The organism is Streptomyces sp. NPDC001450 (assembly GCF_053597295.1).
Genome location: NZ_JBSFHY010000002.1, coordinates 262,278 through 287,234 on the forward strand (window position 1 = coordinate 262,278; position 24,957 = coordinate 287,234).

Annotated in this window: 23 protein-coding genes and 2 pseudogenes; 14 read left to right on the forward strand and 11 right to left on the reverse strand. The window is 69.6% G+C overall.

Features of this window, described 5'->3' with window-relative positions:
• Window positions 1-221: PAS domain S-box protein (locus ACWC5O_RS03120; protein ID WP_450780902.1), on the reverse strand; the 221-nt coding region annotated here is incomplete at its 3' end.
• Between the two features lie 225 nt (window positions 222-446).
• On the opposite strand from ACWC5O_RS03120, the pseudogene ACWC5O_RS03125 reads away from it, so the two are divergent.
• Window positions 447-623 (forward strand): annotated as a pseudogene (locus ACWC5O_RS03125) (maleylpyruvate isomerase family mycothiol-dependent enzyme); the annotation flags it as partial.
• 64 nt (window positions 624-687) lie between these two features.
• On the opposite strand, the gene ACWC5O_RS03130 reads toward ACWC5O_RS03125, so the two are convergent.
• Window positions 688-1,647 carry a GlxA family transcriptional regulator gene (locus ACWC5O_RS03130; protein WP_450581741.1) on the reverse strand — a complete coding sequence of 320 codons (960 nt, stop codon included), beginning with the start codon at window positions 1,645-1,647 and terminating at the stop codon, window positions 688-690.
• A 115-nt stretch (window positions 1,648-1,762) separates the two neighbouring features.
• Between ACWC5O_RS03130 and ACWC5O_RS03135 the strand changes: the two genes are divergently transcribed.
• The 3 genes from ACWC5O_RS03135 to ACWC5O_RS03145 all read left to right on the forward strand — a co-directional run bounded on the left by ACWC5O_RS03135 (window position 1,763) and on the right by ACWC5O_RS03145 (window position 3,851).
• Entirely contained in the window at window positions 1,763-2,062 is a 300-nt protein-coding gene (locus ACWC5O_RS03135) for a putative quinol monooxygenase (protein WP_450581740.1), read from the forward strand.
• A gap of 58 nt (window positions 2,063-2,120) precedes the next feature.
• Window positions 2,121-2,294 carry a hypothetical protein gene (locus tag ACWC5O_RS03140; protein ID WP_450581739.1) on the forward strand — a complete coding sequence of 58 codons (174 nt, stop codon included), beginning with the start codon at window positions 2,121-2,123 and terminating at the stop codon, window positions 2,292-2,294.
• A 345-nt stretch (window positions 2,295-2,639) separates the two neighbouring features.
• Window positions 2,640-3,851, forward strand: coding sequence for a S8 family serine peptidase (locus ACWC5O_RS03145; RefSeq protein WP_450581737.1), 1,212 nt, complete (start codon window positions 2,640-2,642; stop codon window positions 3,849-3,851).
• Between the two features lie 112 nt (window positions 3,852-3,963).
• On the opposite strand, the gene ACWC5O_RS03150 is transcribed toward ACWC5O_RS03145, so the two are convergent.
• Window positions 3,964-5,982: a discoidin domain-containing protein gene (locus ACWC5O_RS03150; RefSeq protein ID WP_450582218.1), complete on the reverse strand. Its 2,019-nt coding sequence runs from the start codon at window positions 5,980-5,982 to the stop codon at window positions 3,964-3,966.
• Window positions 5,983-6,307: 325 nt separating this feature from the next.
• Entirely contained in the window at window positions 6,308-7,588 is a 1,281-nt protein-coding gene (locus ACWC5O_RS03155; protein ID WP_450581736.1) for a PP2C family protein-serine/threonine phosphatase, read from the reverse strand.
• A 154-nt stretch (window positions 7,589-7,742) separates the two neighbouring features.
• Between ACWC5O_RS03155 and ACWC5O_RS03160 the strand changes: the two genes are divergently transcribed.
• Complete coding sequence (locus ACWC5O_RS03160) at window positions 7,743-9,932, forward strand: FUSC family protein (RefSeq protein ID WP_450581734.1); 2,190 nt, start codon at window positions 7,743-7,745, stop codon at window positions 9,930-9,932.
• Here ACWC5O_RS03160 and ACWC5O_RS03165 read toward each other — a convergent pair.
• Complete coding sequence (locus ACWC5O_RS03165) at window positions 9,927-10,052, reverse strand: hypothetical protein (protein ID WP_450581732.1); 126 nt, start codon at window positions 10,050-10,052, stop codon at window positions 9,927-9,929. The two genes, ACWC5O_RS03160 and ACWC5O_RS03165, sit on opposite strands and share 6 nt — an antisense overlap.
• Window positions 10,053-10,239: 187 nt before the next feature.
• On the opposite strand from ACWC5O_RS03165, the gene ACWC5O_RS03170 reads away from it, so the two are divergent.
• The 3 genes from ACWC5O_RS03170 to argF all read left to right on the forward strand — a co-directional run bounded on the left by ACWC5O_RS03170 (window position 10,240) and on the right by argF (window position 13,314).
• The gene (locus ACWC5O_RS03170) at window positions 10,240-11,205 is read left to right on the forward strand and encodes an NAD(P)H-dependent flavin oxidoreductase (RefSeq protein ID WP_450581730.1); all 966 of its coding nucleotides are present in this window, start codon (window positions 10,240-10,242) and stop codon (window positions 11,203-11,205) included.
• 137 nt (window positions 11,206-11,342) lie between these two features.
• Window positions 11,343-11,864, forward strand: a complete 522-nt coding sequence (gene msrA / locus ACWC5O_RS03175) for a peptide-methionine (S)-S-oxide reductase MsrA (protein ID WP_450581729.1) — start codon at window positions 11,343-11,345, stop codon at window positions 11,862-11,864.
• Window positions 11,865-12,315: 451 nt separating this feature from the next.
• The gene (argF, locus tag ACWC5O_RS03180) at window positions 12,316-13,314 is read left to right on the forward strand and encodes an ornithine carbamoyltransferase (RefSeq protein ID WP_450581727.1); all 999 of its coding nucleotides are present in this window, start codon (window positions 12,316-12,318) and stop codon (window positions 13,312-13,314) included.
• A gap of 50 nt (window positions 13,315-13,364) precedes the next feature.
• Here argF and ACWC5O_RS03185 read toward each other — a convergent pair whose 3' ends face one another.
• Window positions 13,365-13,682: a tetratricopeptide repeat protein gene (locus ACWC5O_RS03185; protein ID WP_450581725.1), complete on the reverse strand. Its 318-nt coding sequence runs from the start codon at window positions 13,680-13,682 to the stop codon at window positions 13,365-13,367.
• A 125-nt stretch (window positions 13,683-13,807) separates the two neighbouring features.
• Here ACWC5O_RS03185 and ACWC5O_RS03190 point away from each other — a divergent pair.
• Window positions 13,808-13,993, forward strand: a pseudogene (locus ACWC5O_RS03190) (carboxymuconolactone decarboxylase family protein); the annotation flags it as partial.
• A 217-nt stretch (window positions 13,994-14,210) separates the two neighbouring features.
• The gene (locus ACWC5O_RS03195) at window positions 14,211-14,606 is read left to right on the forward strand and encodes an iron chaperone (protein WP_450581724.1); all 396 of its coding nucleotides are present in this window, start codon (window positions 14,211-14,213) and stop codon (window positions 14,604-14,606) included.
• Window positions 14,607-14,688: 82 nt separating this feature from the next.
• Here ACWC5O_RS03195 and ACWC5O_RS03200 read toward each other — a convergent pair whose 3' ends face one another.
• Together ACWC5O_RS03200 and ACWC5O_RS03205 are read right to left on the reverse strand one after the other, a co-directional pair.
• Entirely contained in the window at window positions 14,689-15,672 is a 984-nt protein-coding gene (locus ACWC5O_RS03200; RefSeq protein ID WP_450581722.1) for an asparaginase, read from the reverse strand.
• Window positions 15,673-15,928: 256 nt separating this feature from the next.
• Window positions 15,929-16,219, reverse strand: coding sequence for a hypothetical protein (locus ACWC5O_RS03205; RefSeq protein ID WP_450581720.1), 291 nt, complete (start codon window positions 16,217-16,219; stop codon window positions 15,929-15,931).
• 198 nt (window positions 16,220-16,417) lie between these two features.
• Here ACWC5O_RS03205 and denD point away from each other — a divergent pair, with 198 nt between their 5' ends.
• The gene (gene denD, locus ACWC5O_RS03210; RefSeq protein ID WP_450581718.1) at window positions 16,418-17,428 is read left to right on the forward strand and encodes a D-erythronate dehydrogenase; all 1,011 of its coding nucleotides are present in this window, start codon (window positions 16,418-16,420) and stop codon (window positions 17,426-17,428) included.
• 74 nt (window positions 17,429-17,502) lie between these two features.
• Here the strand turns inward: denD and ACWC5O_RS03215 are convergent, their stop codons facing one another.
• Window positions 17,503-17,697, reverse strand: a complete 195-nt coding sequence (locus ACWC5O_RS03215) for a hypothetical protein (RefSeq protein ID WP_450581716.1) — start codon at window positions 17,695-17,697, stop codon at window positions 17,503-17,505.
• Window positions 17,698-17,891: 194 nt separating this feature from the next.
• Here ACWC5O_RS03215 and ACWC5O_RS03220 point away from each other — a divergent pair, with 194 nt between their 5' ends.
• From ACWC5O_RS03220 to ACWC5O_RS03230, 3 genes are all read left to right on the forward strand, one after another.
• Window positions 17,892-18,503, forward strand: coding sequence for a hypothetical protein (locus ACWC5O_RS03220; protein ID WP_450581714.1), 612 nt, complete (start codon window positions 17,892-17,894; stop codon window positions 18,501-18,503).
• Between the two features lie 1,061 nt (window positions 18,504-19,564).
• Window positions 19,565-19,924 (forward strand): hypothetical protein, encoded by a 360-nt coding sequence (locus tag ACWC5O_RS03225; protein WP_450581712.1) that lies wholly within the window; start codon window positions 19,565-19,567, stop codon window positions 19,922-19,924.
• A 593-nt stretch (window positions 19,925-20,517) separates the two neighbouring features.
• On the forward strand, window positions 20,518-21,426 hold the full coding sequence (locus tag ACWC5O_RS03230) for a hypothetical protein (RefSeq protein ID WP_450581710.1): 909 nt from the start codon (window positions 20,518-20,520) through the stop codon (window positions 21,424-21,426).
• Window positions 21,427-22,004: 578 nt separating this feature from the next.
• Here the strand turns inward: ACWC5O_RS03230 and ACWC5O_RS03235 are convergent.
• Window positions 22,005-23,114: an enolase C-terminal domain-like protein gene (locus ACWC5O_RS03235; protein ID WP_450581708.1), complete on the reverse strand. Its 1,110-nt coding sequence runs from the start codon at window positions 23,112-23,114 to the stop codon at window positions 22,005-22,007.
• Complete coding sequence (locus ACWC5O_RS03240; protein WP_450581706.1) at window positions 23,111-24,916, reverse strand: thiamine pyrophosphate-requiring protein; 1,806 nt, start codon at window positions 24,914-24,916, stop codon at window positions 23,111-23,113. Before ACWC5O_RS03240 ends, ACWC5O_RS03235 begins: the two co-directional genes overlap by 4 nt.
• Window positions 24,917-24,957 lie beyond the last annotated feature (41 nt).

Consider the following 24,957-nt stretch of genomic DNA (forward strand, 5'->3'; position numbering starts at 1 on the left):
CGTCCGTAGCCGAAGAGGGCTTCGGTCTGGGCGTTGACGAGCCTGATGGTGCCGGTGTCGTCGACGATGACCATCGCGTCCGGCGCCGCCTCCAGCAGCCCCCGGAACCGGTCCTCCTCGTCCCGGGGCCTGCCCACGGGTATGCCGTCACCGCATCCGCACGTCGCCTGCTCCGCCATGTGCGTGGAACCGGACGGCACCGCCTCGGCCAAGTCGCTCATGTCCATCCCCGATCCGCGGCTCACGATGAGTCGGCCATCCCAGCGCAATCCGGAGACATCCGTACGGACATGTCGCCAAGTGGCCCACAGCGGTTGAACATTGACGCCCGATTTTCCTCGGTGACTGATTGTGGTTCACGAGGCTCCGCCTGGGTGGACTGCTCCGGAAGGCGGTGAGCGGGTCAGGACACCTGGGCAGGGCCTTGCGGCGATGGTGGATCACGAGGCGGGAGCACGGACGGTGCCCGGCACTCATGCGGCGCGCGGTCGATGACGGTGCGGGCCCGGGCGGCCGACCTCCTGTTCCTGCTCTACGGACGTCGGTCGCACCAGGACGCCGCCTTCGACGTGACGGGAGAAGCCGAGACGCTGGACCGCTGGTTCGCGCACACGGCCTTCTGAGTCCGAGCTGCTTGCACCCGCGCGGCCCACCCCTGCGCCGGCGCCAGGGGACGTCCGGGACCGCTCAGCGCGTGCGCAGCCCCGTCGTGGTGGAGCCGGTACGATCGCGCAGCAGCGCGCGCAGGGTGGCGGCGTGCTCGTAGCCGACCTTGCGGGCGATGGTCTCCAGGGACAGACCGGTGGTCCGCAGCAGATGCGTCGCCTGCTCGACGCGCAGGTCCTGGACGAACCGCACCGGCGTGGTGTTCAGGATCCGGCGGACGGTGCGCTGGAGAGTGCGCTCACTGACACCCAGGGCGCGTGCCGCCTCGGCCAGGCTGTTCGGCGTGTCGAGGTGCCGGCGCGCCCACCGCTCGAACGCGGCGATCAGCGGATCGCTCTGCGCGAGGGCGCTCGGGATCGTGTACGCGGACTGCGAGGGGCGCTCGTCGACGACCAGGTAGCGGGCGACGAGGTCGGCCAGGGCCGGACTGGCCATCCGTACGACGGCGAGGGCGAGATCGACGTGCCCGAAGGCGGCCCCCGCCGTGGTCACCCCCTGCGATGTGGTGACCATGCTGGTCTCGTCGAGCGTGACGGCCGGATAGCGACGGCGGAAGACGGGCGCCAGCCACCATGTGGTCGTCGCCCGGTGGCCGTCCAGGATGCCCGACTCGGCCAGCAGGAAGGTGCCCGTACAGGCCGAGGCGACCGGTGCGCCCCGGCCCCGGTGGCCGGCGATCAGCTCCCGTACGTCGGCCAGGCCGGGGCCCGCGACCCGCTCCAGGAGGGCGTCGGGCCGGCGCTCGGCGAGTGCGGGAACGAGCAGTAGAGCCGCGGTACCCGCGCCGGCCGCGGGCTCGGTCGTGACGATGTGCCCGGCACCGGTGCGCACCTGCGGACTGAAGCCGATCGTCGTGACGTTCCAGGCCGGTGGCGGCTGGGGGAGTTCGCCGCGCATCGCGTTGGCCGCCTCCAGGACGTCCAGCGCCGCACAGAGCCCCGAGTCGAACACGCCGTCGTACACCAGCACCGAGACATCCATGTCGGAAACGCTACCAGGGAAGTCGTTTCCGACACTGGGGCCGGGCGGCTCACGGACCTAGCGTGAATGGTGTGCCCCGGTGAAGGGGCGCACGACCGAGCCGAAGGAGCCCACCATGAACAAGATCGGCCTGCTGGCCCGCATCGAGGCCAAGCCGGAGCACGCCGACGAGATCGCCCGGCTGCTGACCGAGGCCGTGAAGCTCGCCGAGGAGGAGCAGCGGACCCTCACCTGGTTCGCCTTCCGGGAGGACGCCACGACCTTCGGTGTCTTCGACACCTTCGAGAACGACGAGGACCGCGCCGAGCACCTGCGCGGACGGATCGCCGCCGCGCTCATGGGCGCCGCGGAGACCATGCTCGCCTCGGCGCCCGACATCCGGCCCGTCGACCTGCTCGCGGTCAAGCTGCCCTGAGCGGCCCCGCACGCCACACACCGCGCGCGCCAGACCCCGCACAGGAGATCCACCGACCATGACATCCATGCCCCCCGCGCCGGCGACGGACACCGAGGCCCGTCGCGGCGCGGGGGCCACCGTCCGCACCCGCACCCACACGTGGGCACCGCCCACCAGCTACACCGACGGCAGGCTCTACGCGCACGCCACCACCACCTGCGCGGTCTTCGCGCTGCCCGAGGGGGCCTGACCGGACCGGCGGAGGGCGGGCCCGCGCGTTTTTCACAGGCCGGGGCGACGGCGGATACCCATCGCTCCGGCCTCCTCCTGCCACCCCGCGTGAACGGCTGGTGAAGAGATCGGCACGGATAATTCTTGACCGGTCCTTGGTGATTCAACCAGCGCAAAGGGCTGCACGTTTGCATTCGGGTTGCTTCGAACCTGCGTAAGCCCTGTGAAGATCGACCGTTGGAGGACCTCGGAGCTGCGACCAGGGGATTGATCTGGCCGCGTCAAGTCGGCACGCTCGCTGAGCACGAGCAGAACTCTGCCGCCTGAACGCAAATCCCCCCACACGCAAACGAGGAGACCCCTCTTGACGGCGCATCACAAACGCATAGGCAAGGCCAAGACCGTCACCGCGATCGCGGCCGTTGCTACCGTCGTAGGCACGGCCCTGTACGTGTCCCCTGCAGCCCGGGCCGGACAGCCCGCGGAGGGCAAGGTCTACGGCCTGCACGCCGAGGGAGCCGTGGCCGGCAGCTATGTCGTCCTTCTGGACCAGAAGGCTTCTGCTGCCGAGAAGAAGGAGTTGGCCACGGAGTACGGCGGCCAGATCAGCCGCACCTTCGGCTCGGCGGTGAACGGTTTCTCCGCCGACAGCCTCACCGAGACGGAGGCCAAGCGCCTCGCCGCCGACCCCGCGGTCGCCACGGTGGTGCAGAACAAGAAGTTCCACATCGACGCCACCCAGGACAACCCGCCGTCCTGGGGCCTGGACCGCATCGACCAGACGGACACCGCCGGCGACCACAAGTACACCTACCCGGACAAGGCCGGGGAGGGTGTGACCGCGTACGTCATCGACACCGGCGTACGCATCAGCCACAAGGACTTCGGCGGCCGCGCCAGTTCCGGGTTCGACGCCGTCGACAACGACGACACCGCCGACGACGGCAACGGCCACGGCACTCACGTGGCCGGAACCATCGCCGGAACCGCCCACGGTGTCGCCAAGAAGGCCAAGATCGTCGCGGTCAGGGTGCTCGACAACAACGGCTCCGGAACCACCGAGCAGGTCGTCGCCGGCATCGACTGGGTGACCAAGAACCACCAGGGACCCTCGGTCGCCAACATGAGCCTCGGCGGAGGCGCCGACCCCGCACTCGACGAGGCGGTCAAGAAGGCCATCGCCTCGGGCGTCACGTTCGCCGTCGCCGCCGGCAACGAGTCGGCGGACGCGGGGCAGGGTTCACCCGCCCGGGTCCCCGAGGCCATCACGGTCGCCTCCAGCACGAAGGACGACGCCCAGTCGGACTTCTCGAACTTCGGCAAGGTCGTGGACCTGTACGCGCCGGGCTCGGACATCACCTCCGACTGGAACGACAGCGACGAGGGGACCAAGACGATCTCCGGCACCTCCATGGCCACCCCGCACGTCACCGGAGCCGCCGCTGTCTACCTGGCCGGACACCCCGACGCCACGCCGGCTCAGGTCGCCTCCGCACTGGTCGGCGCGGCGACCAGTGACAAGATCACCAACGCGGGCAGCGGAACGCCCAACAAGCTGCTGAAGGTGACCGAGTAGGAACTGCTGTGCTGCGTCCTCGTGGACGACACGAGGACGCAGCCGCCCGGCGGTCCGCCGGCTCGTACAGCGGCGGCACCGCCGGGCGGTGGTCGGACTGCCGGAGCCGTCGTCAGCCGCTGTGCACGCCGACCTCGTACAGCGAGTACCCCCAGCTGGTCCCGCGTTCCGTGCCCACGACGCGGACGTAGCGGGCCGGTGTGCCGGTGAAGCGTGCGGTGTCGAGGCCGCCGTCGCCGGAGGTGGTCGACCAGACGGTCTTCCAGTTCACGCCGTCCGTCGAGAGCTCGATCCGGTACGACTTCCCGTACGCGCGCTCCCAGTCGAGCGTGACCCGCCCGACCAGGTGGGTCGAACCCAGATCGATCCGCAGCCACTGGTCGTCGCTCCAGCCGCCGGCCCAGCGGGTGTCCCGTGTACCGTCCACGGCGCGGCTCGGCGCATAACTGGTGAACGGGTTCCACTCGGTCGAACTGGCCGTGGCCGAGGCCCCGTTGGCGAGGTTGACTCCCGCCTGGTGCCGCTCGGTCGCTCCCCAGGTGTCGAGGTAGGACTCGGCGCCCCGGAAGAGGTCGTTCACCACGCTCTGGCCGCCGACGAGCCTGATGTCCTCGATCCAGTCCGGGACGAGGCCGTAGTGCGCGGCCCCGTCGGTGTTCAGGTCCCAGGTGCGCTCACCGGTGGTCTGCCGGTCGATGAGGGAGCCGCCGTCGACGCTGCGGAAGGGGTACGTCACCTTGTTGGGCGCGTCGGCGCCCCGCGGTCCGGGCCAGCCGCCGACACCGTTCATGTCGGTGCCGTAGCCGTAGCCGACGCCGTACTTGTCCCGCAGCGCCTTGGTGCGGTTCGCCTCGGCCACGAATCCCTCGGAGCCGTGCATGTACTGGGCGATGAAGCCGCCGAGGCCGTAGACCCGTTCGGTCCAGTTCAGGTCCATCCAGCTGTGCGAGGAGATCACGCCGGGGTAGGACTCGGACTCGAAGATGTCGAGCGCGCGGCCGACGGCCTTGACGCTCATGTGGTCGATCTCCAGCATCATCTTGCGCTTCATCATGCCGCGTACGGCGTACTCACCGAGGTCGGTCAGTCCACGTGTGTTGCACTGTGCGTCCGAGGAGTACGAGGGGACACTCACGCCCGCCGGGAGTTTCGCCTCGGCCTCGGGCGCCGCGGCCGAGCCGATGGGGTTGTCGTGCTGCGGCCCCGTGCACTTCTCCGTCTTCCAGAAGGTGCCGGTCGACAGGAACTGCCCGACGTTGATGGCCGTTCCGAGCCCGCCCGAGTCGAACCGGACTCCGCACAGCGCGTTGTCGAACTTGTGGCACAGGAACATGCTGCGCACGCCGAGCGAGTACAGTTCGTCCAGGCCGGCGTCGATGTCCTTCTTGTCGCACTGCGGGACGTCCAGGATCTGCTTGCAGCCGAAGGGCTCGGAGGTCTCCACGCCCAGGATGACCGCCAACTTGCCCTGCTTGACGACGTCACGGGCCTGTGCGCTGTCGGTGACGATCCGGAACCAGCCCTTGCCCGGACCGCCGTACATCTTGTCGATGTACGCCTGCAGGTCGTACGTCATCTTCGCCTGCAGCCGGATCGACGTCATCTCGTCGCAGCTGCGGTCCTTGAAGAAGTACACCGAGCAGATCACGCCGTTGGTGACGAGGTCGTTCACCAGCACCCGCTGGCCGCCGCGCCAGGCCCGTTCCACCCACGCGTAGTAGTTCTGCTGGTGGGTCAGCGAGTCGTGCGCGGGCCAGTCCTTGAACGTGGGCCAGCCGACCGGGTCGTGTCGGCCGTCACCGCCCTTGGTGATGAAGTCGAAGACGGCCAGCGAGCCGTCGGGGTAGTGCTCGGGACAGTCCTTCAGCGCGTCCGCGATCCCGGCCTCGGAGAACGTCTTGCCGCAGATCAGGCGCCCGCCGAAGCCCTCGTTGGCGAACAGGTGGTCGTGGGCGTCGACGAAGCCGCGCACCTCGCCCTTGGCGTTGGTGCCGGTGAACGGCTCGCCGGTGACATTGATCTGGGAGTCCGGCGAAGGTCGTGCCGTCGGGACCCACCACTCGTTCCCGGCTGCCGAACTCGGGGTGGGGCCGAGGAGGACGGTCAGTACGAGAAGGAGCAGCGACGCCATGGTGACGTTCTTGCGTCTGTAGTACCGGCGTCTGGATATGGCCACGGCCCACGTCCCTCGGTAGGCGGGATGCGCGGTCGACGGACGAGGACGTCCGGGGTCCTGAGACCCTTGCGCACACCGATTTGTCATGTCCTATACAAGGTGCCGCCAAGAGGATCGCCAGTGCCGCCTGCGGAGTCAAGACTCAGCTACTGGGGAGTATTGTGCAGCCTTCAACGGCCCGCCGGATGCGGAATCGACTGAGTCGGGATTGCGGACCGAGGACGGGCCGAGGCTCACAACGCGACGACGGGCCGAGGCCCACAATGCGACGACGGGCCGCTCACAACGCGACGACGACCAGAGCGATGTCGTCCCGAGCGCCATGACTGACGCCAAGACGCGCGAGCAGGGTGTCGGCCAGACGCTCGGGGCCGAGCCCCAGGCACTGGGCCAGGCTGTCGGTCAGGCGTTGCAGCCCGGTGTCGATGTCCTCGTCGCGGCGTTCGATGAGGCCGTCGGTGTAGAGGACGAGAACGTCGCCGGGGTGATAGGCGGTACCGGCCTGGGGGCGTGGGACATGCGTCGGCCGGGTCCCCAGGGGCGGATCTGTCGCACGATCCAGCAGTTCGCAGGTCCCGTCGCGATGCATGAGCACGGGAGGCGGATGGCCCGCGCTGGAGTACACGATCAACTGTGAACGCGGGTCGACCAGGGCTGTCACGGCGGTGGCCGCCAGGGCACCGTCCACGGAGCGGGCGTACAGGCCCAGGATCTCCAGCGCCTGGGCGGGGCCCGCGACGGCCCGGCTGGCCGCGGACAGCGCGCTGCGCAGCATCCCCATGACCGTGGCGGCCTCCAGACCATGGCCGACCACGTCGCCGACGGCGACGCTGAAACGCCCGTCGGTCAGATCGGCGGTGTCGTACCAGTCGCCGCACACGTTCAGCGAGCCGATGGCGGGCAGGTAGCGCACCGCCACATTGGAGTGCCGGGCAAGGTCCGGCGAGTGCAGCATGGCCTCCTGCAGCGTGATCGCCACCTGCCGCTCGCGCGCGTGCGCACGCCGCAGTTCCCCGTTCAGCCGCTCCAGCTCCTTGGCCCGGGCGTACAGCTCGGCCTCCATGCCCTCCTCCCGTCGAGTGGGAGCGGCGGTGGTGTCCCGCTGCCGCTGCCGCTGCCGACGGTCACGGACGAAAGCGCTCACGTCCTCGACCCGGTGAATGATCCAGGCAACTTGTCCGTCCGGCCTGACAACCGGGGTGTTGACCGGCGACCACCAGCGTTCCTCGAAGGCACCCGGTTGCCCGGCGACGGGGATGTCGTACCGCTGAACAGCCATCGTGTCCGGCTCCCTCGTGGCCAACACCCGCTCCAGCGAGGCGGAGAGATTGCGGACCCCGTTGGCCTGAGGGTCGGCGGGGTTGTCGGGAAAGGCATCGAAGAGGAACTGCCCGAGCAGATCCTGGCTGGTGCGGCCGGTCGCCCGGCAGTAGGCCTGGTTGACGCCGACGATCATCAGAGAGGGGCTGAGCACCAGATACGGGCTCGGGGTGGCGGCGAACAGCGCGGCGTAGTCGACCTGATCCACGGTCGGCTGCCCGGTGATGGCAGTGACGCCCATTTGTCCAATGTACGAGGTCACCGCCGCGGCCGCCGCTCGCCAGGTGACCACGGCTCTGCGGAGTCGGCAGCGGCGGTCGTCAGCGGGTGCGGAGGCCGGGCGTCGCCTGGGTGCCGGGCGTCGCGTGGTGCGTGATCCTGTAGGGGTGTGTGGTGTGTCAGCCGGTCGGATCCCGGCGGCCTACGCCGCCTCGGGCCGCCGTGCGCTGCGCGTGACCGTGGTCGCCGCGGCCGGTTTCTACCTCTTCCGGTACGGCCTGGACAGCCCCGTAGCGGCCACCTACGCCCTCTTCGGCACCGTGGCGCTGGGCGGACTCGCCAAGATCCCCGGGACCGGGCGGCAGCGAGCCGCGGTGGTGCTGCACGTGCTGCCGGTGTGCTGGCTGCTGGTGGTGATCGGCACCTACCTGTCGGTGCGGACCTGGAGCGCCGTCGCCGGCATGTTCGTGGTCGGCTTCGCGCTGGCCTTCTCCGCCGTGGGCGGGCCGCGCATCGCGGGAGCGGCGCCGGGCCTGCAACTCCTCTACATCCTGCCGTCCTTCCCTCCGTACGATCCCGGCTCGCTGGGCGAGCGGCTGATCGGGACGACGACCGGGCTGGCCCTGTTCATCGCCGCCGAAGCGCTGATCCTCCCCGGGCCCGCCCCACCGTCGTATCAGGAGCGGGCGGCCCAGGCCGCGCACACCGCAGCACGCTGCGCGACGCTCCTCGCTGCTCCTCCGCATGCCCTGACCGGCGATGACATCCGCGCTGCCCATGAGGCCGGCCACGCACTGCGGCCCCTGTTCGTGCCGGAGGCGGAGCGCCCGGCGGGACCGGGGATGCGCGACCGCGCCCTCACCCACACCGGCCTGGCCACCCGCACCCTGCTCAACCGGCTGACGCAACTGCCCGCCACACCGGACGAACCCCCGGGCTCTGCCGTGATCGCCGTACTGCACGCGGTGGCGCGACTGGCCACGGCGACCGAAGGCTGCCTGAGGGCGGGGGCGTCGCCCGTGGCGCCGTACCAGGAGCTGGTCGCCGCCCGAGCACACCTCGCGGCCTCGTCGGCGGCCCCCGCCTCCACCGACGGCACCGGCCCCGCCCCCGCCTTCCCGCCCGCCGTACTTCGCCGGCACGCCGCCGTGCTGGAGGTCGCCGACGCCGCGCTGGCCATGGCCACGGCGGCCGATCTCGCCGTACGAGGACGGCAGGCCTCGGTGGAGGGGGCGCCAGGGCGATTCTGGTACGCCACGACCTGGGCCCCGTACCTGTGGTGGCACCGGATCCGAGGCCACGCCGAGCGCCGGTCGGTGTTCTTCCAGAACGCGGTGCGCATCGCCATGGCTCTGACGGCAGCCCGGCTGGTGGGCGGGGTGGACACGCTGCCCCACGGGTTCTGGGCCATGCTGGCGACCCTCACCCTCACCCGGACCACCATGGACGAGACCTGGAGCACGATCCGGACGGCTCTCGTCGGCACGCTGGCCGGCGCCCTGGTGACCGCCGGGACACTGGTCCTGGTGGGTGCCGACACCGCGGTGTACGCCGTCGTCCTGCCGGTGTGGATGCTGATCGCCTTCACGGTGGGGCCGGTCAAGGGCGTCGGTTGGGCGCAGGGGATGTTCACCGTGCTCGTGGCCCTCGTCTTCGCCCAGCTGGCGGCGCCGACGTGGCGGCTGGCGGAGGTCCGGATGCTGGACGTCCTGGTCGGCAGCGCCATCGGCGCGGTCTTCGGCCTGCTGGCCTGGCCCCGCGGCGCCCACGACGAACTGCGCCGCGCCGTGGCCGGGCTCCTGCGCAGGGCGGCCGAGATCGTGGTGGCGACCAGCGCCTCGGTGGCCGGAGGCGCGGCGACGGCCGCACCGCCAGCGGTGACCGGCACCCGGTCACTGCGGCACGCGGTCATCCTCGCGGAGTCCGCGTACGCGCAGTTCCAGAGCGAGCCGACACCCTTCGGAGGGCGGCGGCGCGGGGTGGCGTTGCCCGAAGTGGACTGGCAGGCGACGCTCATGGCCGGTCACCACACCCTGTGGGGCTCGGAGCGGCTGCTGGAGCCGCCGCTCGCCGGGCTGGGGCCGGCGGCGGCCGAGTCGGCCGGCGGGCTGGGCGAACGGGTGGCCGGGCGGATGCTGCTGGTCTCGGCGGCGCTGGATCCCGGGGGTGACACCCCGACCGCACCGCTGCCGCCGCTCGACCCGGCGCTCGCGGGGTTCGCCACGGAGCCGCCCGGCGCGCCGCGGCTGTACTACGCCACCGTGTCGTGGCTGGGCTCGCTGATGGTCGATCTGTCACGGATCGCACGAGGTGGGCCGGGACCGGAACACAGCGATGAACTGGATCACAACCATCGGATGTCATGAGTCAAGATCCGAGTGTGCGCCCGCGGGTGCGTACGACACCGCGTTGACCACCCGCAGCCGTGGTCCGGCGAGGGCATCCAGGCCCGCGGCGTTCCGGTCCAGGGCGACCACCTCCGCCACAGCTGCCTCCTCCAGCAACCAGCGCGCCACCGTCCCGGTCCCGGCCCCGACCTCCAGACTGCGGCTGACCGGGCCTCACTCCGGCACGGGCCCGTTACACCCCTCGACGCCATAGGAACTCCCTGATGACCTTTCCGTGAGTCGATTTCGCTGCGTCCCGCACGACAGGTGGGTGAGGATTGCCGTCATGGGGTTGTCGACGGCGTTCACGGAACTGTTCGGTGTGAAGCATCCGATTGCCCTGGCCCCGATGGGCGGGTCGGCCGGTGGTGCCCTGACCGGTGCGGTCTCCCGTGGCGGCGGGCTCGGGCTGCTGGGCAGCGGGAACGGGGACCGGGACTGGCTGACCCGCGAGCTGCCCCTCCTGGCCGACGAGAGCGCCGGGAGACCCTGGGGCATCGGCTTTCAGACGTGGGCGATCGACGACGGCGTGGTCGCGCGGGCACTGGAGCACGACCCGGCTGCGGTGATGTTGTCCTTCGGCGACCCCAGTCCGTTCGTGGAGCGCGTCCGCGGCGCGGGCACACCGCTGATCCTCCAGGTCACCGACCTCGAAGAGGCCCGCAGGGCGGTGGATCTGGGTGCCGATGTGATCGTGGCGCAGGGCACCGAAGCCGGTGGGCACGGGGCCCGGCACGGGCGGTCCACACTGCCGTTCGTGCCCGTCGTGGTGGACCTGGCGGCACCGGTGCCCGTGCTGGCGGCCGGCGGGATCGCCGACGGCCGTGGCGTGGCGGCAGCCCTGGCGCTGGGGGCTGCCGGAGCCCTGCTCGGCACTCGATTCCAAGCCACGACCGAGGCCTTGGTCGCCCCCGCGACGGCCAAGGCGATCGTCGAGGGACGCGGGGAGGACACCGAGCGCAACAGGGTGCTGGACATCGCCCGCGGCTCGCGGTGGCCGGCGCAGTACACCGCGCGCACGCTCGGCCACCCCTTCCTCGACGGATGGCGGGGCCGGGAGGAGGCGCTGGCAGCCGACCCGCATGCCCGGCAGGCGTACCAGGACGCGGTGGCAGCAGGGGAGATCCCCGCACTGCCGCAGTGGGCCGGCGAGGCCGTCGATCTCATCGACGATCTGCCGTCCGCAGCCGATCTCGTCCGGACCCTGGCCGCCCAGGCCGAGGACGCGCTGGCCCGAGCCGGCAGGCGCTGACCGCCATCGCGAGAGGGGTCGCAGGGCACCCGCCACTCCGGCAAGGCGTCAAGAAACCAGCCAGTAAGCTGGATGAACGTGAGAACCGGCACGTCAACGACCGTGCCGGAGCGCGGCTCGACACGAGGGAGCGAACGATGACAGTGGGAACCGAGCGAGCCGTACTGGCGGGCGGTTGTTTCTGGGGTATGCAGGACCTGATCCGCAAGCAGCCGGGCGTGAAGTCCACCCGCGTCGGATACAGCGGCGGTGACACGCCGAACGCCACGTACCGTAACCATGGCGACCACGCCGAGGCCATCGAGATCCTCTTCGATCCCACGGTCACGAGCTACCGCGACATCCTGGAGTTCTTCTTCCAGATCCACGACCCGACCACGAGGGACCGCCAGGGCAACGACATCGGGCGCAGCTACCGGTCCGCCATCTACTACACCGACGAGGACCAGCACCGCGTCGCCGTGGACACGATCGCGGACGTCGAGGCGAGCGGGCTGTGGCCGGGGAAGGTGGTCACGGAGGTCGAGCCCGTGGGCGACTTCTGGGAGGCCGAGCCCGAGCACCAGGACTACCTGGAGCGCTATCCGAACGGCTACACCTGCCACTTCCCGCGGCCGAACTGGAAGCTGCCGCGCCGATCCTCGTCCCAGACGAGCTGAGGCTCCGGCGCGTCGGCTGACCGGCGCCGCGGCGCGACCGCGTGGGTCATATGGGGGCGGCGGCGGGCTGACGTCGCCGTCACCCGGGCGAGTTCATCGGGCGCCGCGCAAGCGGAGTACGACCTGCCGTCACCTGCCGTACGCCCCGCTGCGGCAGTGTCGCCCCATGACGTAGGACCCCACATCCTCGACCACGGCCTCCAGGTCGCCGCCGTGCCGGCCGAGCACGCCGGGAAGACGGTCGGCCTGCGAGTGGCGGCTCTGGAGTCCTGGCGCCCCGTCGTGCAGCGCGCGTCGCCGGCTGAGCAACCGGCCCGCCGGTGTCTTCCTGGTTTCGACCGGGGCAGCTCCCCGTTCACCCGTTGGAAGGTGCCGGTGTGCGTCGGTGGCAGCCGCCGACCACACTGGCGACAAAGAGCCCCGACCGCGTGAACGGAGCGGGAGAACCGCGATGACCCAGCCGATCCCCACGTCCGAGGCCGACCGTCCGGCGGTGACTGGCAAGGTTCCCGACGATCTGCTGCGGGTGAGTGACCTGGACCCACAGACCCTGGTGGGGCTGCTGGATCTGGCCGAGGGCATGAAGCGGGAGCCGCTGGGGTGGGAGGGCGATCTGCGCGGGGGTGCCATCGGGTGCATCTTCGAGAAGCCGTCCACACGGACCCGCGCATCTCTGGCCACGGCCGCCCAACGCCTCGGCATGGCGGCCATCGTGCTGAACCGCGAGGACCTGCAGTTGGGCCACGGTGAGACGGCTGCCGACACCGCCCGTGTCCTGTCGTCCTACCTCGACGCGATCACGGTGCGCACCTTCGACCACGCCACGGTGGAGCAGATGGCCGACGCCTCGACGGTGCCGGTCATCAACGCCCTGTCCAACACCCACCACCCCTGCCAGTCCCTGGCCGACCTCCTCGCGCTGCGCGAGCACTTCGGCACCCTGGCCGGCATGACCGCTGCCTTCGTCGGGGACGGCACGAGCAATACGTGCAATTCGTTCCTCGCGGCGTGTGCGGCCTCCGGCATGCACCTCGTCGTCGCCACTCCGCCCGGCTACGAGACGGAGGAGGACATCCTCGGCGAGGCCCGGGAACTGATGGCGCAGACCGGCGGTTCCGTCACGCTCACCACCGAGCCGATCGAGGCGGTCCGCGCCGCGCAGGCCGTCTACGCCGAGGTGTGGGTGCCCATGGACAGACACCACGAACGCGCCGAACGGACCGAGCGACTGGCCGCCTACAGGGTCGACGACGCTCTGCTCTCCCACGCGCCCCGCGAGGCCGTGGCCATGCACTGCCTGCCGGCCGTCCGCGGGCAGGAGATCGCCTCCGAGGTGCTCGACGGCCCCCGGTCCCTGGTCTGGCGCCAGGCGGCCAACCGGCTTCCCACGGCCCAGGCGGTGCTGCACACCCTCATCAACACCGCCCGCCGACGCCGGCGTACAACCTGACAGAGCCGGTTCACCGGTCACCGCACAGGCGAAGGGTTTTTCTGAATCGATCAGTAAGTCCCGGGGCTGAGCTCCTGCAGGACGGTCTGCGCCGCCGCACGGTGGTCGGCGGCTTCGGCCGGAGCAGTCCTGTCGAGCACGACCGCGATGCCCTCGTGGGCCAGCGCTTCCTCGTACCGGCTTCCCAGCCTCGGCGCCAGCTCCAACGCCTGCCGGTGCAGCCGTAGGGCCTCTTGGGGGAGGCCCGCAAGCCGGCAGGTCTCGCCGTAGCCGTTGAGGAAGTGGACCTTCCAGTGCTCCTCGAACAGCTCGTCCAGCAGCGCGAACGCCTCCTGGTGGCTGGCCAGTGCCCCCTCGTACCGGCCCATCTGCCGCAGCGCGACGCCCAGGCAGTTGAGGCACCACGCCTGTTGTGCAGGTGCCCGTCCTCGCGGGCCGGCGCCAGCGCCTGGCCCGACGCGATGCAGCCCGTCCGAGCGATCCTCGAAACCGCGCCCTCGCCGAGGCCGCGACGCGACTGGCCGACCGTCCCGACCCGGTGACCGACGAGGTCTGGGACACGGCCGCCACCTAACTCGGCGAGAAGCAGCTCGCCGCGATCATCCTGATGATCGGGGTCACCAACCTGTTCAACCGGCTCAACGCCACGACCTGCCAGACCGCCGGCGCCCGGGGCTGACGGGCACAGCGGCGACTTCACGGGTGAACCCCGTGATCAGCAGCTTCGCAGAAGCCGCCCCTGCGACACCTCGCCGGCATGAAGATGTACCCATCATTCCGTAGCCCAGGAGGAACCCGCCGTGAAGGACGCACAGAAGCCCGCACGGTAGCCCGCCCAGAGCACCACCGCCACCGACAAGACGTCCGAGGGGTTCACCGACGAGGAGCGCGCCGCGATGAAGGAGCGCGCCCGGGAGCTGAAGGAGTTCGCACGCCGCGGATCGCGCGCCGACAAGGCGGCCGAGGACGAGGCCGCCGTACTCGCGAAGATCGCCGAGATGCAGGAGTCGGACCGCGTCATGGCCGAACGGATCCACGCCGTCATCAAGGCCGGCGCGCCGGAGCTCGCACCGAAGCTCTGGTACGGCATGCCCGCGTACGCCGAGGACGGCAAGGTCGTCTGCTTCTTCCAGAGCGCGCAGAAGTTCAACTCGAGGTACGCGACGCTCGGCTTCAGCGACAAGGCCAACCTCGACGAGGGCACCATGTGGCCGGCCGCCTACGCCCTGAAGGAGCTGACCGCCGCCGACGAGGCGAGGATCGCCGAGCTGGTGAAGCGCGCGGTGAACTGACCCCGTGGGGCACCGCCGCACCACGCGCCCGGAGCGGGCGCGTGGTGCGGGGCGATCAGGGGCTCATCCCTCACGCCCCTCCTCAGAACACGGCCCGAACCTCTCCCACCTCCCGCCCTCCGCCCAGCAACGGCATACGGCCCATACGCTCGATCACGGGCGCGCTCAGGCCCGCCAGGCGAAGCGCACGGGCCAGGACCGGCCCCAGGGCTCGAGCGCCACCGTCCTCGACCTTGAGGGCCAAGGCGCGGCCGTCGGGCAGGGCGACGGCCTGGACGGCCTCGGCGCCCACCTTCGACAGGGCGCCCGGTATCCCCTGCATGAGCCAGGTGTCGTGGCGGCGGGTTCCGGCGACGTACTCGGGGTGGGCGCGCATGGCGTCGGCGACCCGCCGCTCGGGCGTGCCGGGCGGCGCGAGGACGAAGGAGCGGAAGGCACGGGCAAGCCCGGTCAGGCTGATCGCCATCAGCGGTGCCCCGCAGCCGTCCGTGCCGACGGCGGCCACCGGCTCGCCGGCCGCCTCCCCCACCACTGTGCGGATGAGCAGCTGGAGCGGGTGCTCCGGGTCGAGGTACGACTCCAGCGGCCAGCCCCGCAGTGCGGCGGCCGCCAGCATCGCCGTGTGCTTCCCGGAGCAGTTCATGGCCACCCGGTCGCGGCGTGCGCCCGCTGCCAGGTAGGTCTCCTGCTCCTCCTGGTCCAGCGGGAGGGAGGGCGGGCACTGCAGGTGTTCAGGGCTCAGTCCGTGCTCGTCGAGCATCGTGCGCACCAGGTCGCGGTGGAAGGCCTCACCGGAGTGGCTCGCGGCCGCCAGCGCCAGCCGCTCGCCCGCCAGGTCCAGGCCGGCCCGCAGCACACCCGCCGCCTGCATCGGCTTGTTGGAGGAGCGCGGGAAGACGGGCGACGTCACGTCACCGAGTGCCAGTTCCACCGAGCCGTCCGCGGCGAGCAGCACCAGGCTGCCCCGGTGCCGCCCCTCGACGAATCCGGAACGGACGACCTCGGCGAGGACCGGGTTGGTGACGGCGACGGTGGCGGCTGTAGCGGCCAGGGCGGGCTGGGGCATCGGCGGTGACCTTCCGTACGCGGAGGGGGCCGACCTGTCCGACCGGAACCGGGATCGCCGGAGCCACCGGTCATATGAGCAGGTGGTCCACCTGGGTTTGCGCGTCACAGTACCGCCGGACGGACTCCGCGCCGCAGCCGTTCGCCGGACACTCGAGCCGCAGCCGTCCACCGTGCGCTGAGGCCGCTGCCGATGCCACGTGCGACTTGTCCGAGATCCCGGTTCCGTTCGACCACGGCGTCGGGCTGTCTGGTGGTCACCGCACCGGGAACGGGATGCCCCAGGATTCCTTCTCCAGGAGCAGCCCGTTGGCCAGGTGACCGATGGTTCGATACCAGCCCGCCAGCACCGGAGACTCGAGCAATCGGGCATCGTCGTAGTGCTCCCGCAAGGCATCCCGGACGGGTTGCGGGAGGTGCGCCCTGTCGTGCAGCTCGTCGACTGCGTCGAGCAGGGCCGCATGGCATGGCCGCCACGCGACGTCGGCCGGGGTGTCGACATCGGTGGTCGCCCGCAGCTGCTCCAGGCTGAGTCCGGCCGGGGACACGCTCAGTCGAAGCGGCGGCCGTGCCCGGCGGGCCGGGCGTTTGGTGGATGTGCCGGCGTGGGTAGTTCGCCGTCGCCGTCGGTGGCCCAGCCGTGGGGATCGACGGATGCCGTTGCGGCTGTTGGGAAGCGGACACACACAACGGAGACGTCGCACTGGACAGTGCCACGTCCCCGCACGGACGCGAGGAGAAGGTACGTGAGGGTCGTAGTCACGGGCGCGTTCGGCTTCCTGGGACGCAGGCTGACCGCCGCACTGCTGCAGACGCGCACGTTTCGTGGCGTACCGATCACGCGACTCGTGCTCGCCGACCGCATCGTGGACCCCGACTCCCCAGCGGCGACGGGCCCGCTCGTGGACATCGTGCGCGGCGACCTCGTCGACCGGCTCGACGACGTGTTCGCCGAGCCGGTCGATGTGCTGTTCCATCTCGCCGCCGCGGTGTCGGCCGAGTGCGAGGCCGACTTCGGCCTCGGCATGCGCGCCAACGTGGACACCACCCGCGCCCTGCTCGACGCAGCCCGCGCACAGTCGGCCGCCTCCGGGCCGACGCCCAGGGTGGTGTTCGCCAGCAGCCTCGCCGTCTATGGCTCGAGCCCTGAGCTGCCCCTGCCTCCGGTGGTCAGCGAGTCGTCCATCCCCATGCCGCGGTCGAGTTACGGAACACAGAAGCTCATCTGCGAGCATCTGATCGCGGACTACACGCGCCGCGGCTTCCTCGACGGACGCGTCGCCCGCCTGATGACCGTCGCGGTGCGGCCGGGCCGCCCGAACGCGGCCGCCTCCGGGTTCCTTTCCGGCATCGTCCGCGAGCCCCTCGCCGGACTCCCGACCACCTGCCCGGTACGGCCCGACCTGCGCGTGGCCCTGGCCTCACCGCGACGTACCGTCCAGGGCATCCTCCGCATTGCGGAGGCCGAGCGCGGCGTCGGGCCGGGGCGGCTCGAAGGCCGGGTGCCGGTCAACCTTCCCGCGCTCACGGTCTCGGTCGCCGAGATGCTCACCACGCTGCGGCAGGTGGCCGGCGATGCCGCCGCCGACCTGGTGACCATGAATCCAGACCCTGCGATCGAGGCCATCGTCGGTTCGTGGCCCGCCGTCTTCGACAACAGTCGCGCCGCCGCACTCGGCCTGGCCCCCGACCCGAGCTTTCTGTCAGTCGTGCAGGAGTACGTCGCCGATAACCCCGAGGCAGTCCAAGGCGGATGAACTCGGGCTGAGAGGTTCGCGTCCGCTCCGCAGGCACGGACCTCGGCGCCGACGCGCGTGATCCACGCGGGGGTTCACCGGGTGGTGGAGCGCAGGTCCCGGATGTACCGGTCGCGCCGGAAGCAGGCCTCGACGCCCTCGCGTGTGCCGGGACCGCCGTTGAGCCAGCGGACGAGCAGTTCGTCCTGTCCCGTGAGGTGCGCGTCTACGTCGTCGATACGCAGGGAAGACGGAGTGATGACCCCGTCGGACAGCTTCACTTCACGCATCAGGTGATTCTTGACGGCTGAGCTGTGTAATACCATCGGATTCCGCGGGACATCGCGCAGAGCCCCCACATCGTCACCGGCTCCGCGCAAGACCGAGGCCGGGAGGTATGACTCTGGTGGGGGACAGCAGATCGGCGTCGTCAACGCCTTCTGGCGCAACCAGCACACAACAAGCGTCCCGCATGGATGAACCGGTGACGGACCCCGAAGACCGAGAACAGCAAGCGGCCGTCACCCGCCTGCTGCTGTACTACCTGAACGCACCGATCGCCGAATACTGCCGCCTGCGAGGCGTCCTGCCCGCTCCCGGCGCCGTACGGATCGCCGTCCACGCCGGAGACGACGAGACCGGCATGAGGTTTCTGTACGAGATCCCCAACGACACAGTGGCGCCCGCCTATATCCCTGGCATCCTGCGCACTGTCCTGACAGGACTTCAGATCTACAGCAGCAGCGACGTCGGCGAGGCCATGGGGATGACGCTCATCCGACTCCGCCCGCAGGAGATCACCCTGGACCCGGAGCCCGAGCAGGGCGAGGCCCTCAGAGTTCTGCGCGCCCTGTACGACCCCGGCGACGACGAGAACCCCTTCCTGATCGGCTTCCTGATGCATGGTGACGGCCTGCTGCGCCTGTACGTGCAGCGCCCCGATCGCCCGGGCATCATCGGCGCCGACATCCGCCTGGCCCACGCGAGCACGGCTCTGATCGCCTCAATCCCCTCCCTGATCAGCGAAGAGCAGTACCAACAGCCGGATCCGGACGACCCGCACTGTGAGCTGGTCGTGGATCTGACCGGCTGGTAGGGCTGTTGCCCGCGTGAGGCTGCCGATCTGATTCGGTTTCTGCTGTGGCGGAAGCCGGTTCAGCCATGCCGCGGCTCCTTCACGGTCTCGTTCGTTGACCGACCGTTGCCCGGGAGGGGCACGACGCGGGAGGTCCCGAGGACCTTGCCCCGCGCATTCAGCGCTTGTACTTGGAAATACGGTCCGGGGGAGTTCGTGGTGACGGCTGTCTCGAATCCGGAGCGTGGGGCGTGTCTGACAACGACCGACAGGGAGTGGGGGTTGGATCCGGCGAGGACCCGCCATGCCCTCGTCTCCGTCGAGCCGTTCCAGGAGGCGTAGACGACGTTGCTCCCGGCAACGGCCCGTGCCGCGGCACTCGGGGGGTAGTACGGGGTGCCGGTCCATTGGTTTCGAAACGCTCGGTACGAGATGTCGGAGCCCGGCAGCTTCGCGTCGTAGAGCAGGTTCTGCGAGCCGTTGCCCTGGGTGTTTCCCTCACCCGCGTACTCCGAGTAGTACGGGCTCTGGCCCCATCCGATGAACTCGTTGCCGTTGGGCAGGGCCTGTGTGTTCCCCTGGGTGGGCGAAAAAGCGGTTCCGGAACACGTCATCCGCCAGCTTGACGCCCAACTCGCGTCGCTGGGAACCGGCGTCACCTACGAGGCCATGGACCCCGCACACGTCCGGGCTATGTTCCAGACCGCCTACGTCGTGCTGCGAGACTCCGGCCGCCGTCCCTTGGACGAGAAATGGCAGGCCCTTTCGCGACACTCTGCCTGACACCCCGAGCGTCAGCGAACCGTACCTGTTCCCGGCGATCACCTCGACCGGCGGGTCGGACCACCTGATGAGCAACAACTTCAGTGCTGGCATGCGGACTTGGGTGGACAACCTGGAAACGCCGAACAGTGACGCCATGGACGCCGAGGGCAATGTGATTCCCTGCGACCGGTCCCTGGTCTATCCGTACGCATTCCGGCACTCCTTCGCCCAGCGGCATGCCGCCGCCGGCAATCACCGACCGAAGCGGGGCAGCGACCCCTTGCTCCTCGACCGCCTACGAACAACGGTCGGTTGGAGTGCCGTTCGGCGGCTGCACCGAACCGACCAACGTCAAAGCCGGCGGACACGCCTGCCCGATCCGCTTCCAGTGCTCAGGCTGCGGATTCTCCCGTCCAGCCCCTTCCTGCCTACCCGCGATCGAGGACCATGCCAACAGCCTGCGGGCCGACCGCGAGAAGGCTCGCGCGATGGACGCAGCCAGCTTCGTCATTGACAACCTCACCGCCCAGATCACCTCCTACGAAGACGTCGCGACGAAGATGCGCGAACGTCGCAGAGCAGGGCCCGCCAGCCTCGCGCGGAACGCGATCAGCTCCGGGCCGCCATGCGGCAGCAGCTCGGACATCAGCTCGACCAGATCGGCCGAACGGTCCTGAAGGCCACGCTTGATCGTTTGAGCTCCACTGCAGCAGATGATTCGGTTGGAGCGGGACCGGCGTTCCCAGGCGCTGTTCTGGGCTGTGACGGGGCCGCTCGCGGTGGCCTGCGCGCACCCGAGGTCCGCGGGTGTGTGGTCGGGGCGCCGTCCATCGCCGGTTCGCTCTCCCTCGTACGCGGTGTTCCTGGCGGGACCTGACTGGGCCGGCAGAGCGACTGGCAGGTGCCCGTCGTCATGCTGGCGGCTCTGGGGCTGGTCTCTCTGGTGAAGATCGCCGTTCTGCTGCCGACCTCGCGTCCGGAAGAAGAACCCTCCGCCTACGCGACCGGTCCTGACGTTCCTGGGCGACGTGAGCGGGTTCTCGCCGAGCACGGTCAGCGTCCCGCTCGTGGTTTTCGGTGTCGCCTGTCTGGCCGGGGTGACCACGATCGGTCGGACAAGTCCTAGGGATGCTCACACTCGTTTGGCCTAGTTAAGAAGCAAGTTGGGAAGAGAAGCGTAATTATTTCACCATGAGCTGATCGCGCGGAATACAGGCAAGGATTTCCGTGCGGGAACCGGAGGAACCTTCCCCCCTTCTCGGGAGTAAATGTGGACCCGTCGCAGGGTGAAACGCAGCCGCCCCGACCCAATCCAGCCAATCCAGCCGAACGCCTCGGCGATGTTCGAAATCTCCTTGGATTGCTGCTTGCGGGTTTCGCAGGAGCAGTGAATTTGGTTGGCCTGCGCAACGCCGAGTTGACGACAATCCTTCGCAATCAAGGAATTATGGTCGGACTCGCGTCCGTTCAGCTGCTCGGTGCGCTAATCTGTGCCATTTCCAGCATTTTTGCAGAAAGGAGCTACCGAATACACCTCTGGATCGCTGGCTCCGCGATATCTTTCTTGATGGCCATCGCTGCATTTTCAATCTATGTAGTTAGGATACCGAAAGCGGCAGCTTGGGGGCGCGGCTGGAATTTAGGATGTGGCCTGCTCCTGGTAGTGCTCGCCATCACCGGGATAGTCGCATGGGTAATTCGCCGACCCGCGCAACCAGCAATCTCGCTGCAGTTCACGCTGTTGATCGCTTCTGCGATCTTGTTCTCCTCTGCGACCGCCACCGCAGTGCGAGTCGAAGCAAGGAACCAGGCCGTAACCTCCTTTCCTCAACTAGAAGCCAGCACGGATTTAAAAGGAGATATTGGCGAGGTGTCTGCGAAAGTATCCGCCACAAAGCTGCGCGACTACGAGCACATCACTCTTGAGGTCTGGGGAGTCCCGAGGGGAAGCTCCACGAAGAAAAGGTGGCCGTGTCCGGAAGAGTGTAAATTTATCGCGGATATAGACGTCAACCCTGACTCATTCGGAAATATCGAAAGGAGAACCTTCAAGTTCCCATTCTTGCGTTCCAGCTATCAACACCTCACGGTTGATACATACATCTGTGAAGCTGAACAGGCTAGAGAGGATTGCAAGTTTGGGGAGAAGGCCGTGGCTTTGGATCTCGTAATAGACTGAACGCTGGGCCCAACCCTGAATGCGAGGCAGTAAGAGCGGAAGGCAATGCTCGCCTTGCGAACCTAGCAGAGAGAAAGGTTAGCGGGGTGCTGACTCGTGCTTCGGTGTCTGAGCGCTTCCTCGTTCTGGTGTCCGTGGAAACGGACTCTGAGTGGTCCTTCCTCGGCACGCGGTGAGATGACTGGCATACGGCTCGTGAGAATGCCCGACGCAGCGAAGCGAGAGTCAGCACCAACTTCGGCGCCCCAACGCCGGCATTGCAGCTGGCGCCGCACTCGGGGCACTGGTGCTGCCGCTCGCCGAGGTGCGCTCCTGCGGCCGGTGATCGGTTGACGACCTGCGTTGACGAGACCGACCTTACGTTCCTTACCCAGTCACTCTCGTCTGACCTGGGAAGACAGGCGCGAGATCTGGATAAGCACCGTGACCGGCCCCAGCGTCATGACGCCGGTCCAGACAGGTCTGGCCATCACCTCGCCTCCTGTGTCGTGGCGCTCGCGTGAGCCCCCCCGACGAGGCCTCCGACCTGCTTGGTCCTTTCCTGCTGCCCGGCCCACCCGGTGGCGCTGCCGCTGCGGTCACCGTCTCCGGAAGCGTTGCCCGCGCTCGGCGTTGAACGTCAGCCCCAGTCCCGGTGGTCCGTCGGTGCTCGGGGTGATGACACCGCCGCCGGGATCGAGGGCGCCGTCGAAGAGGAGGCGCTCGATGCGGACGTGGTCGTGGAACCACTCCAGATGCCGCAGGTTGGGGACGGCGGCCGCAGCGTGGGCGTGGGCGTGCGGGGCGCAGTGTCCGGAGACGTCCAGCCCGTGCGCCTGGGCGAGGGCTGCCACGCGCAGCCATACGGTGATGCCACCACAGCGGGTGACGTCGGCCTGGAGACAGTCGACGGCGCCGGCGGCCAGCATGTGCTGGAAGTAGGGCAGGGTGTAGCCGTACTCCCCGGCGGTGACGTCGGCGGTGATCTGGCCGCGTATCGCGGCGAGCGAGCGCGGGTGGTCGGAGGAGACGGGCTCCTCGAACCACGTCACGCCGTGATCGGCGAGCCCTGCGGCCACCCGGACGGCCTGGTGGGCGCCGTAGCCGCCGTTGGCGTCCACGTACAGCTCGGCGGCCTCGCCGATGCTGGCGCGGGCCTGCGCCACCCGTCGCCGGTCGCGGGTTTCCTGCCGTCCCCAGGACTCCCCGATCTTGATCTTGACCCGGGGAATCCCCTCCTCCTCGACCCAGTCCCGCAGTTGCCTGTCCTGCTGCCGGTCGTCGTAGGTGGTGAAGCCACCGCTGCCGTAGACGGGCACGTCGACGCGGGCCGCGCCCAGAAGGCGGACGAGCGGGAGTCCGAGCAGGCGGGCCTTGGCGTCCCACAGGGCGATGTCGACGGCGGAGACGGCCTGTGCGCAGACGCCCGGCAGGCCGGCGTTGCGCACGGCGCGTTGCATGGCCTCGTTCAGACGCGGCACGTCGAAGGCCGTGGTGCCGGTGACCACGTCGGCGAGGAGGTCGTCGATGACGTGCGCCGCCGCCGCGGGAGCGTAGGTGTAGCCGAGCCCGGTGACGCCGCCGCAGTGGACGGTCGCCAGGACGAGAGTGGTGCTGTCCCAGGCAAGGGTGCCGTCCGCTTCGGGTGCGTCGGTCGCAACGGTGTAGACGGCGCTGTCCACGCGTTCCACGAGCGCCTCGTCGGTCACCGATGCTCCACGCGCTGACGGTGGCCGGGCAGGAGGTCCTGGACCTTGGCCTTGAATCCCTGCCGGACCATGGCGACGCGGTCGCTGTCGCCCTTGAGGACGCTCGCCGTGGCGGCCTCGATCTGGTCGAGGGTGGCGTGCGGCGGAATGGGGGGCACCGCCGGGTCGGTGAGGATGTCGAGCACGCAGGGCCGGTCGGCGCAGAGCGCGGTCGTCCAGGCGCCTTCCACCTCGCCGGGCTTCTCGATCCGCATACCGTGCAGACCGAGCGAGCGGGCGAAGTCGGCATAGGCGACATCGGGGATGGACTGGGAGGGCAGGAACTGCGGGGCGCCCTCCATGGCGCGCATCTCCCAGGTGACCTGGTTGAGGTCCTGGTTGTTGAAGACGGCGACCACCAGCCGCGGGTCCTCCCACTCCTGCCAGTACTTGGCGACCGTGATCAGCTCGGCCATGCCGTTCATCTGCATCGCCCCGTCGCCGACGAGCGCGATGGCCGGCCGGTCGCCATGGGCGAACTTGGCGCCGATGGCATACGGGACGCCCGGTTCCATGGTGGCGAGCGTGCCCGACAGCGAGCCGCGCATCGCGCCGCGCAGCCTGAGGTGGCGCGCGTACCAGTTGGCGGCCGAGCCGGAGTCCGAACTGAGGATCACGTTCTCGGGCAGCAGGGCGCTGAGCGTGTGGGTGACGTACTCCGGATTGATCGGGTCGGCCTCGACGGTGGCGCGTCGCTGCATGACCTCCCACCAGCGGGCGACGTTGCCCTCGATCGTCTTGCGCCAGCTGTTGTCGGTGGTCGGCTCCAGCAGCGGCAGCAGCCGGCGCAGCGTCCGGGCGGCGTCGCCGACGAGGTTGACCTCGAAGGGATAGCGCAGGCCGACCATGTGCGGGTCGACGTCGATCTGCACGGCCCGCGCCTTGCCGAACTCCGGCAGGAACTGGGTGTAGGGGAAGGACGACCCGATGACGAGGAGGGTGTCGCAGTCGCGCATCATCTCGTACGACGGCCGGGTCCCCAGCAGCCCGATGGCGCCGGTGACGTAGGGCAGGTCGTCGTCGAGCGCGTCCTTGCCCAGCAGTGCCTTGGCCACGCCGGCCCCCAGCCGGTCGGCCGTCTCCATGACCTCCGGCCGGGCCCCTCGCGCGCCCTGACCGATGAGTAGGGCGACCTTGTCCCCGGCGTTGAGGACGTCGGCCGCGCGCGCGAGGTCGTCGTCGTCCGGCACCGGCGCGTAGTGCGGCATGCCGAGGCTGGAGGGCACCATCTTGAAGGCGTGTCCGGGCGGGGAGTAGTCCAGCTCCTGGACGTCGGCGGGGATGATCACGGCGGTGACCGAGCGCCTTGCCACCGCGGTGCGCAGGGCCCGGTCGAGCACGTTCGGGAGCTGCTCGGGGACGGTGACCATCTCGCAGAAGTCCGAGGCGACGTCCTTGTACAGGCTGAGCAGGTCGACCTCTTGCTGGTAGGAGCCGCCCATGGCGCTGCGGTTGGTCTGGCCCACGATCGCCACCACGGGCACGTGGTCGAGCTTGGCGTCGTACAGCCCGTTGAGGAGGTGGATGGCGCCCGGTCCGGAGGTGGCGGCGCAGACGCCGACCCGGCCCGAGAACTTGGCGTAGCCGACCGCTTCGAAGGCGGACATCTCCTCATGGCGCGACTGGATGAACCGAGGGTCGTTCTCCGCACGGCCCCACGCGGCGAGCAGCCCGTTGATGCCATCGCCCGGGTAGGCGAAGACGTGCTCCACCTCCCACTCGCGCAGCCGCTGGAGGACGTAGTCGGAGACCTTCGTCGACATGTTCTTGGATCCTTTCCGGGTTGGCTGTCTGCCTGTGCCTG

Coding starts and splice junctions, on each gene's coding strand:
- msrA (WP_450581729.1), top strand. CDS start 11,343: ATGACAGTGGGAACCGAGCGAGCCGTACTGGCGGGCGGTTGTTTCTGG.
- ACWC5O_RS03215 (WP_450581716.1), bottom strand. CDS start 17,697: ATGCGTGAAGTGAAGCTGTCCGACGGGGTCATCACTCCGTCTTCCCTG.
- ACWC5O_RS03130 (WP_450581741.1), bottom strand. CDS start 1,647: ATGGATGTCTCGGTGCTGGTGTACGACGGCGTGTTCGACTCGGGGCTC.
- ACWC5O_RS03155 (WP_450581736.1), bottom strand. CDS start 7,588: ATGGGCGTCACTGCCATCACCGGGCAGCCGACCGTGGATCAGGTCGAC.
- ACWC5O_RS03200 (WP_450581722.1), bottom strand. CDS start 15,672: ATGCCCCAGCCCGCCCTGGCCGCTACAGCCGCCACCGTCGCCGTCACC.
- ACWC5O_RS03195 (WP_450581724.1), top strand. CDS start 14,211: ATGAAGGAGCGCGCCCGGGAGCTGAAGGAGTTCGCACGCCGCGGATCG.
- argF (WP_450581727.1), top strand. CDS start 12,316: ATGACCCAGCCGATCCCCACGTCCGAGGCCGACCGTCCGGCGGTGACT.
- ACWC5O_RS03185 (WP_450581725.1), bottom strand. CDS start 13,682: ATGGGCCGGTACGAGGGGGCACTGGCCAGCCACCAGGAGGCGTTCGCG.
- ACWC5O_RS03170 (WP_450581730.1), top strand. CDS start 10,240: ATGGGGTTGTCGACGGCGTTCACGGAACTGTTCGGTGTGAAGCATCCG.
- ACWC5O_RS03135 (WP_450581740.1), top strand. CDS start 1,763: ATGAACAAGATCGGCCTGCTGGCCCGCATCGAGGCCAAGCCGGAGCAC.
- ACWC5O_RS03150 (WP_450582218.1), bottom strand. CDS start 5,982: ATGGCGTCGCTGCTCCTTCTCGTACTGACCGTCCTCCTCGGCCCCACC.
- ACWC5O_RS03240 (WP_450581706.1), bottom strand. CDS start 24,916: ATGTCGACGAAGGTCTCCGACTACGTCCTCCAGCGGCTGCGCGAGTGG.
- ACWC5O_RS03140 (WP_450581739.1), top strand. CDS start 2,121: ATGACATCCATGCCCCCCGCGCCGGCGACGGACACCGAGGCCCGTCGC.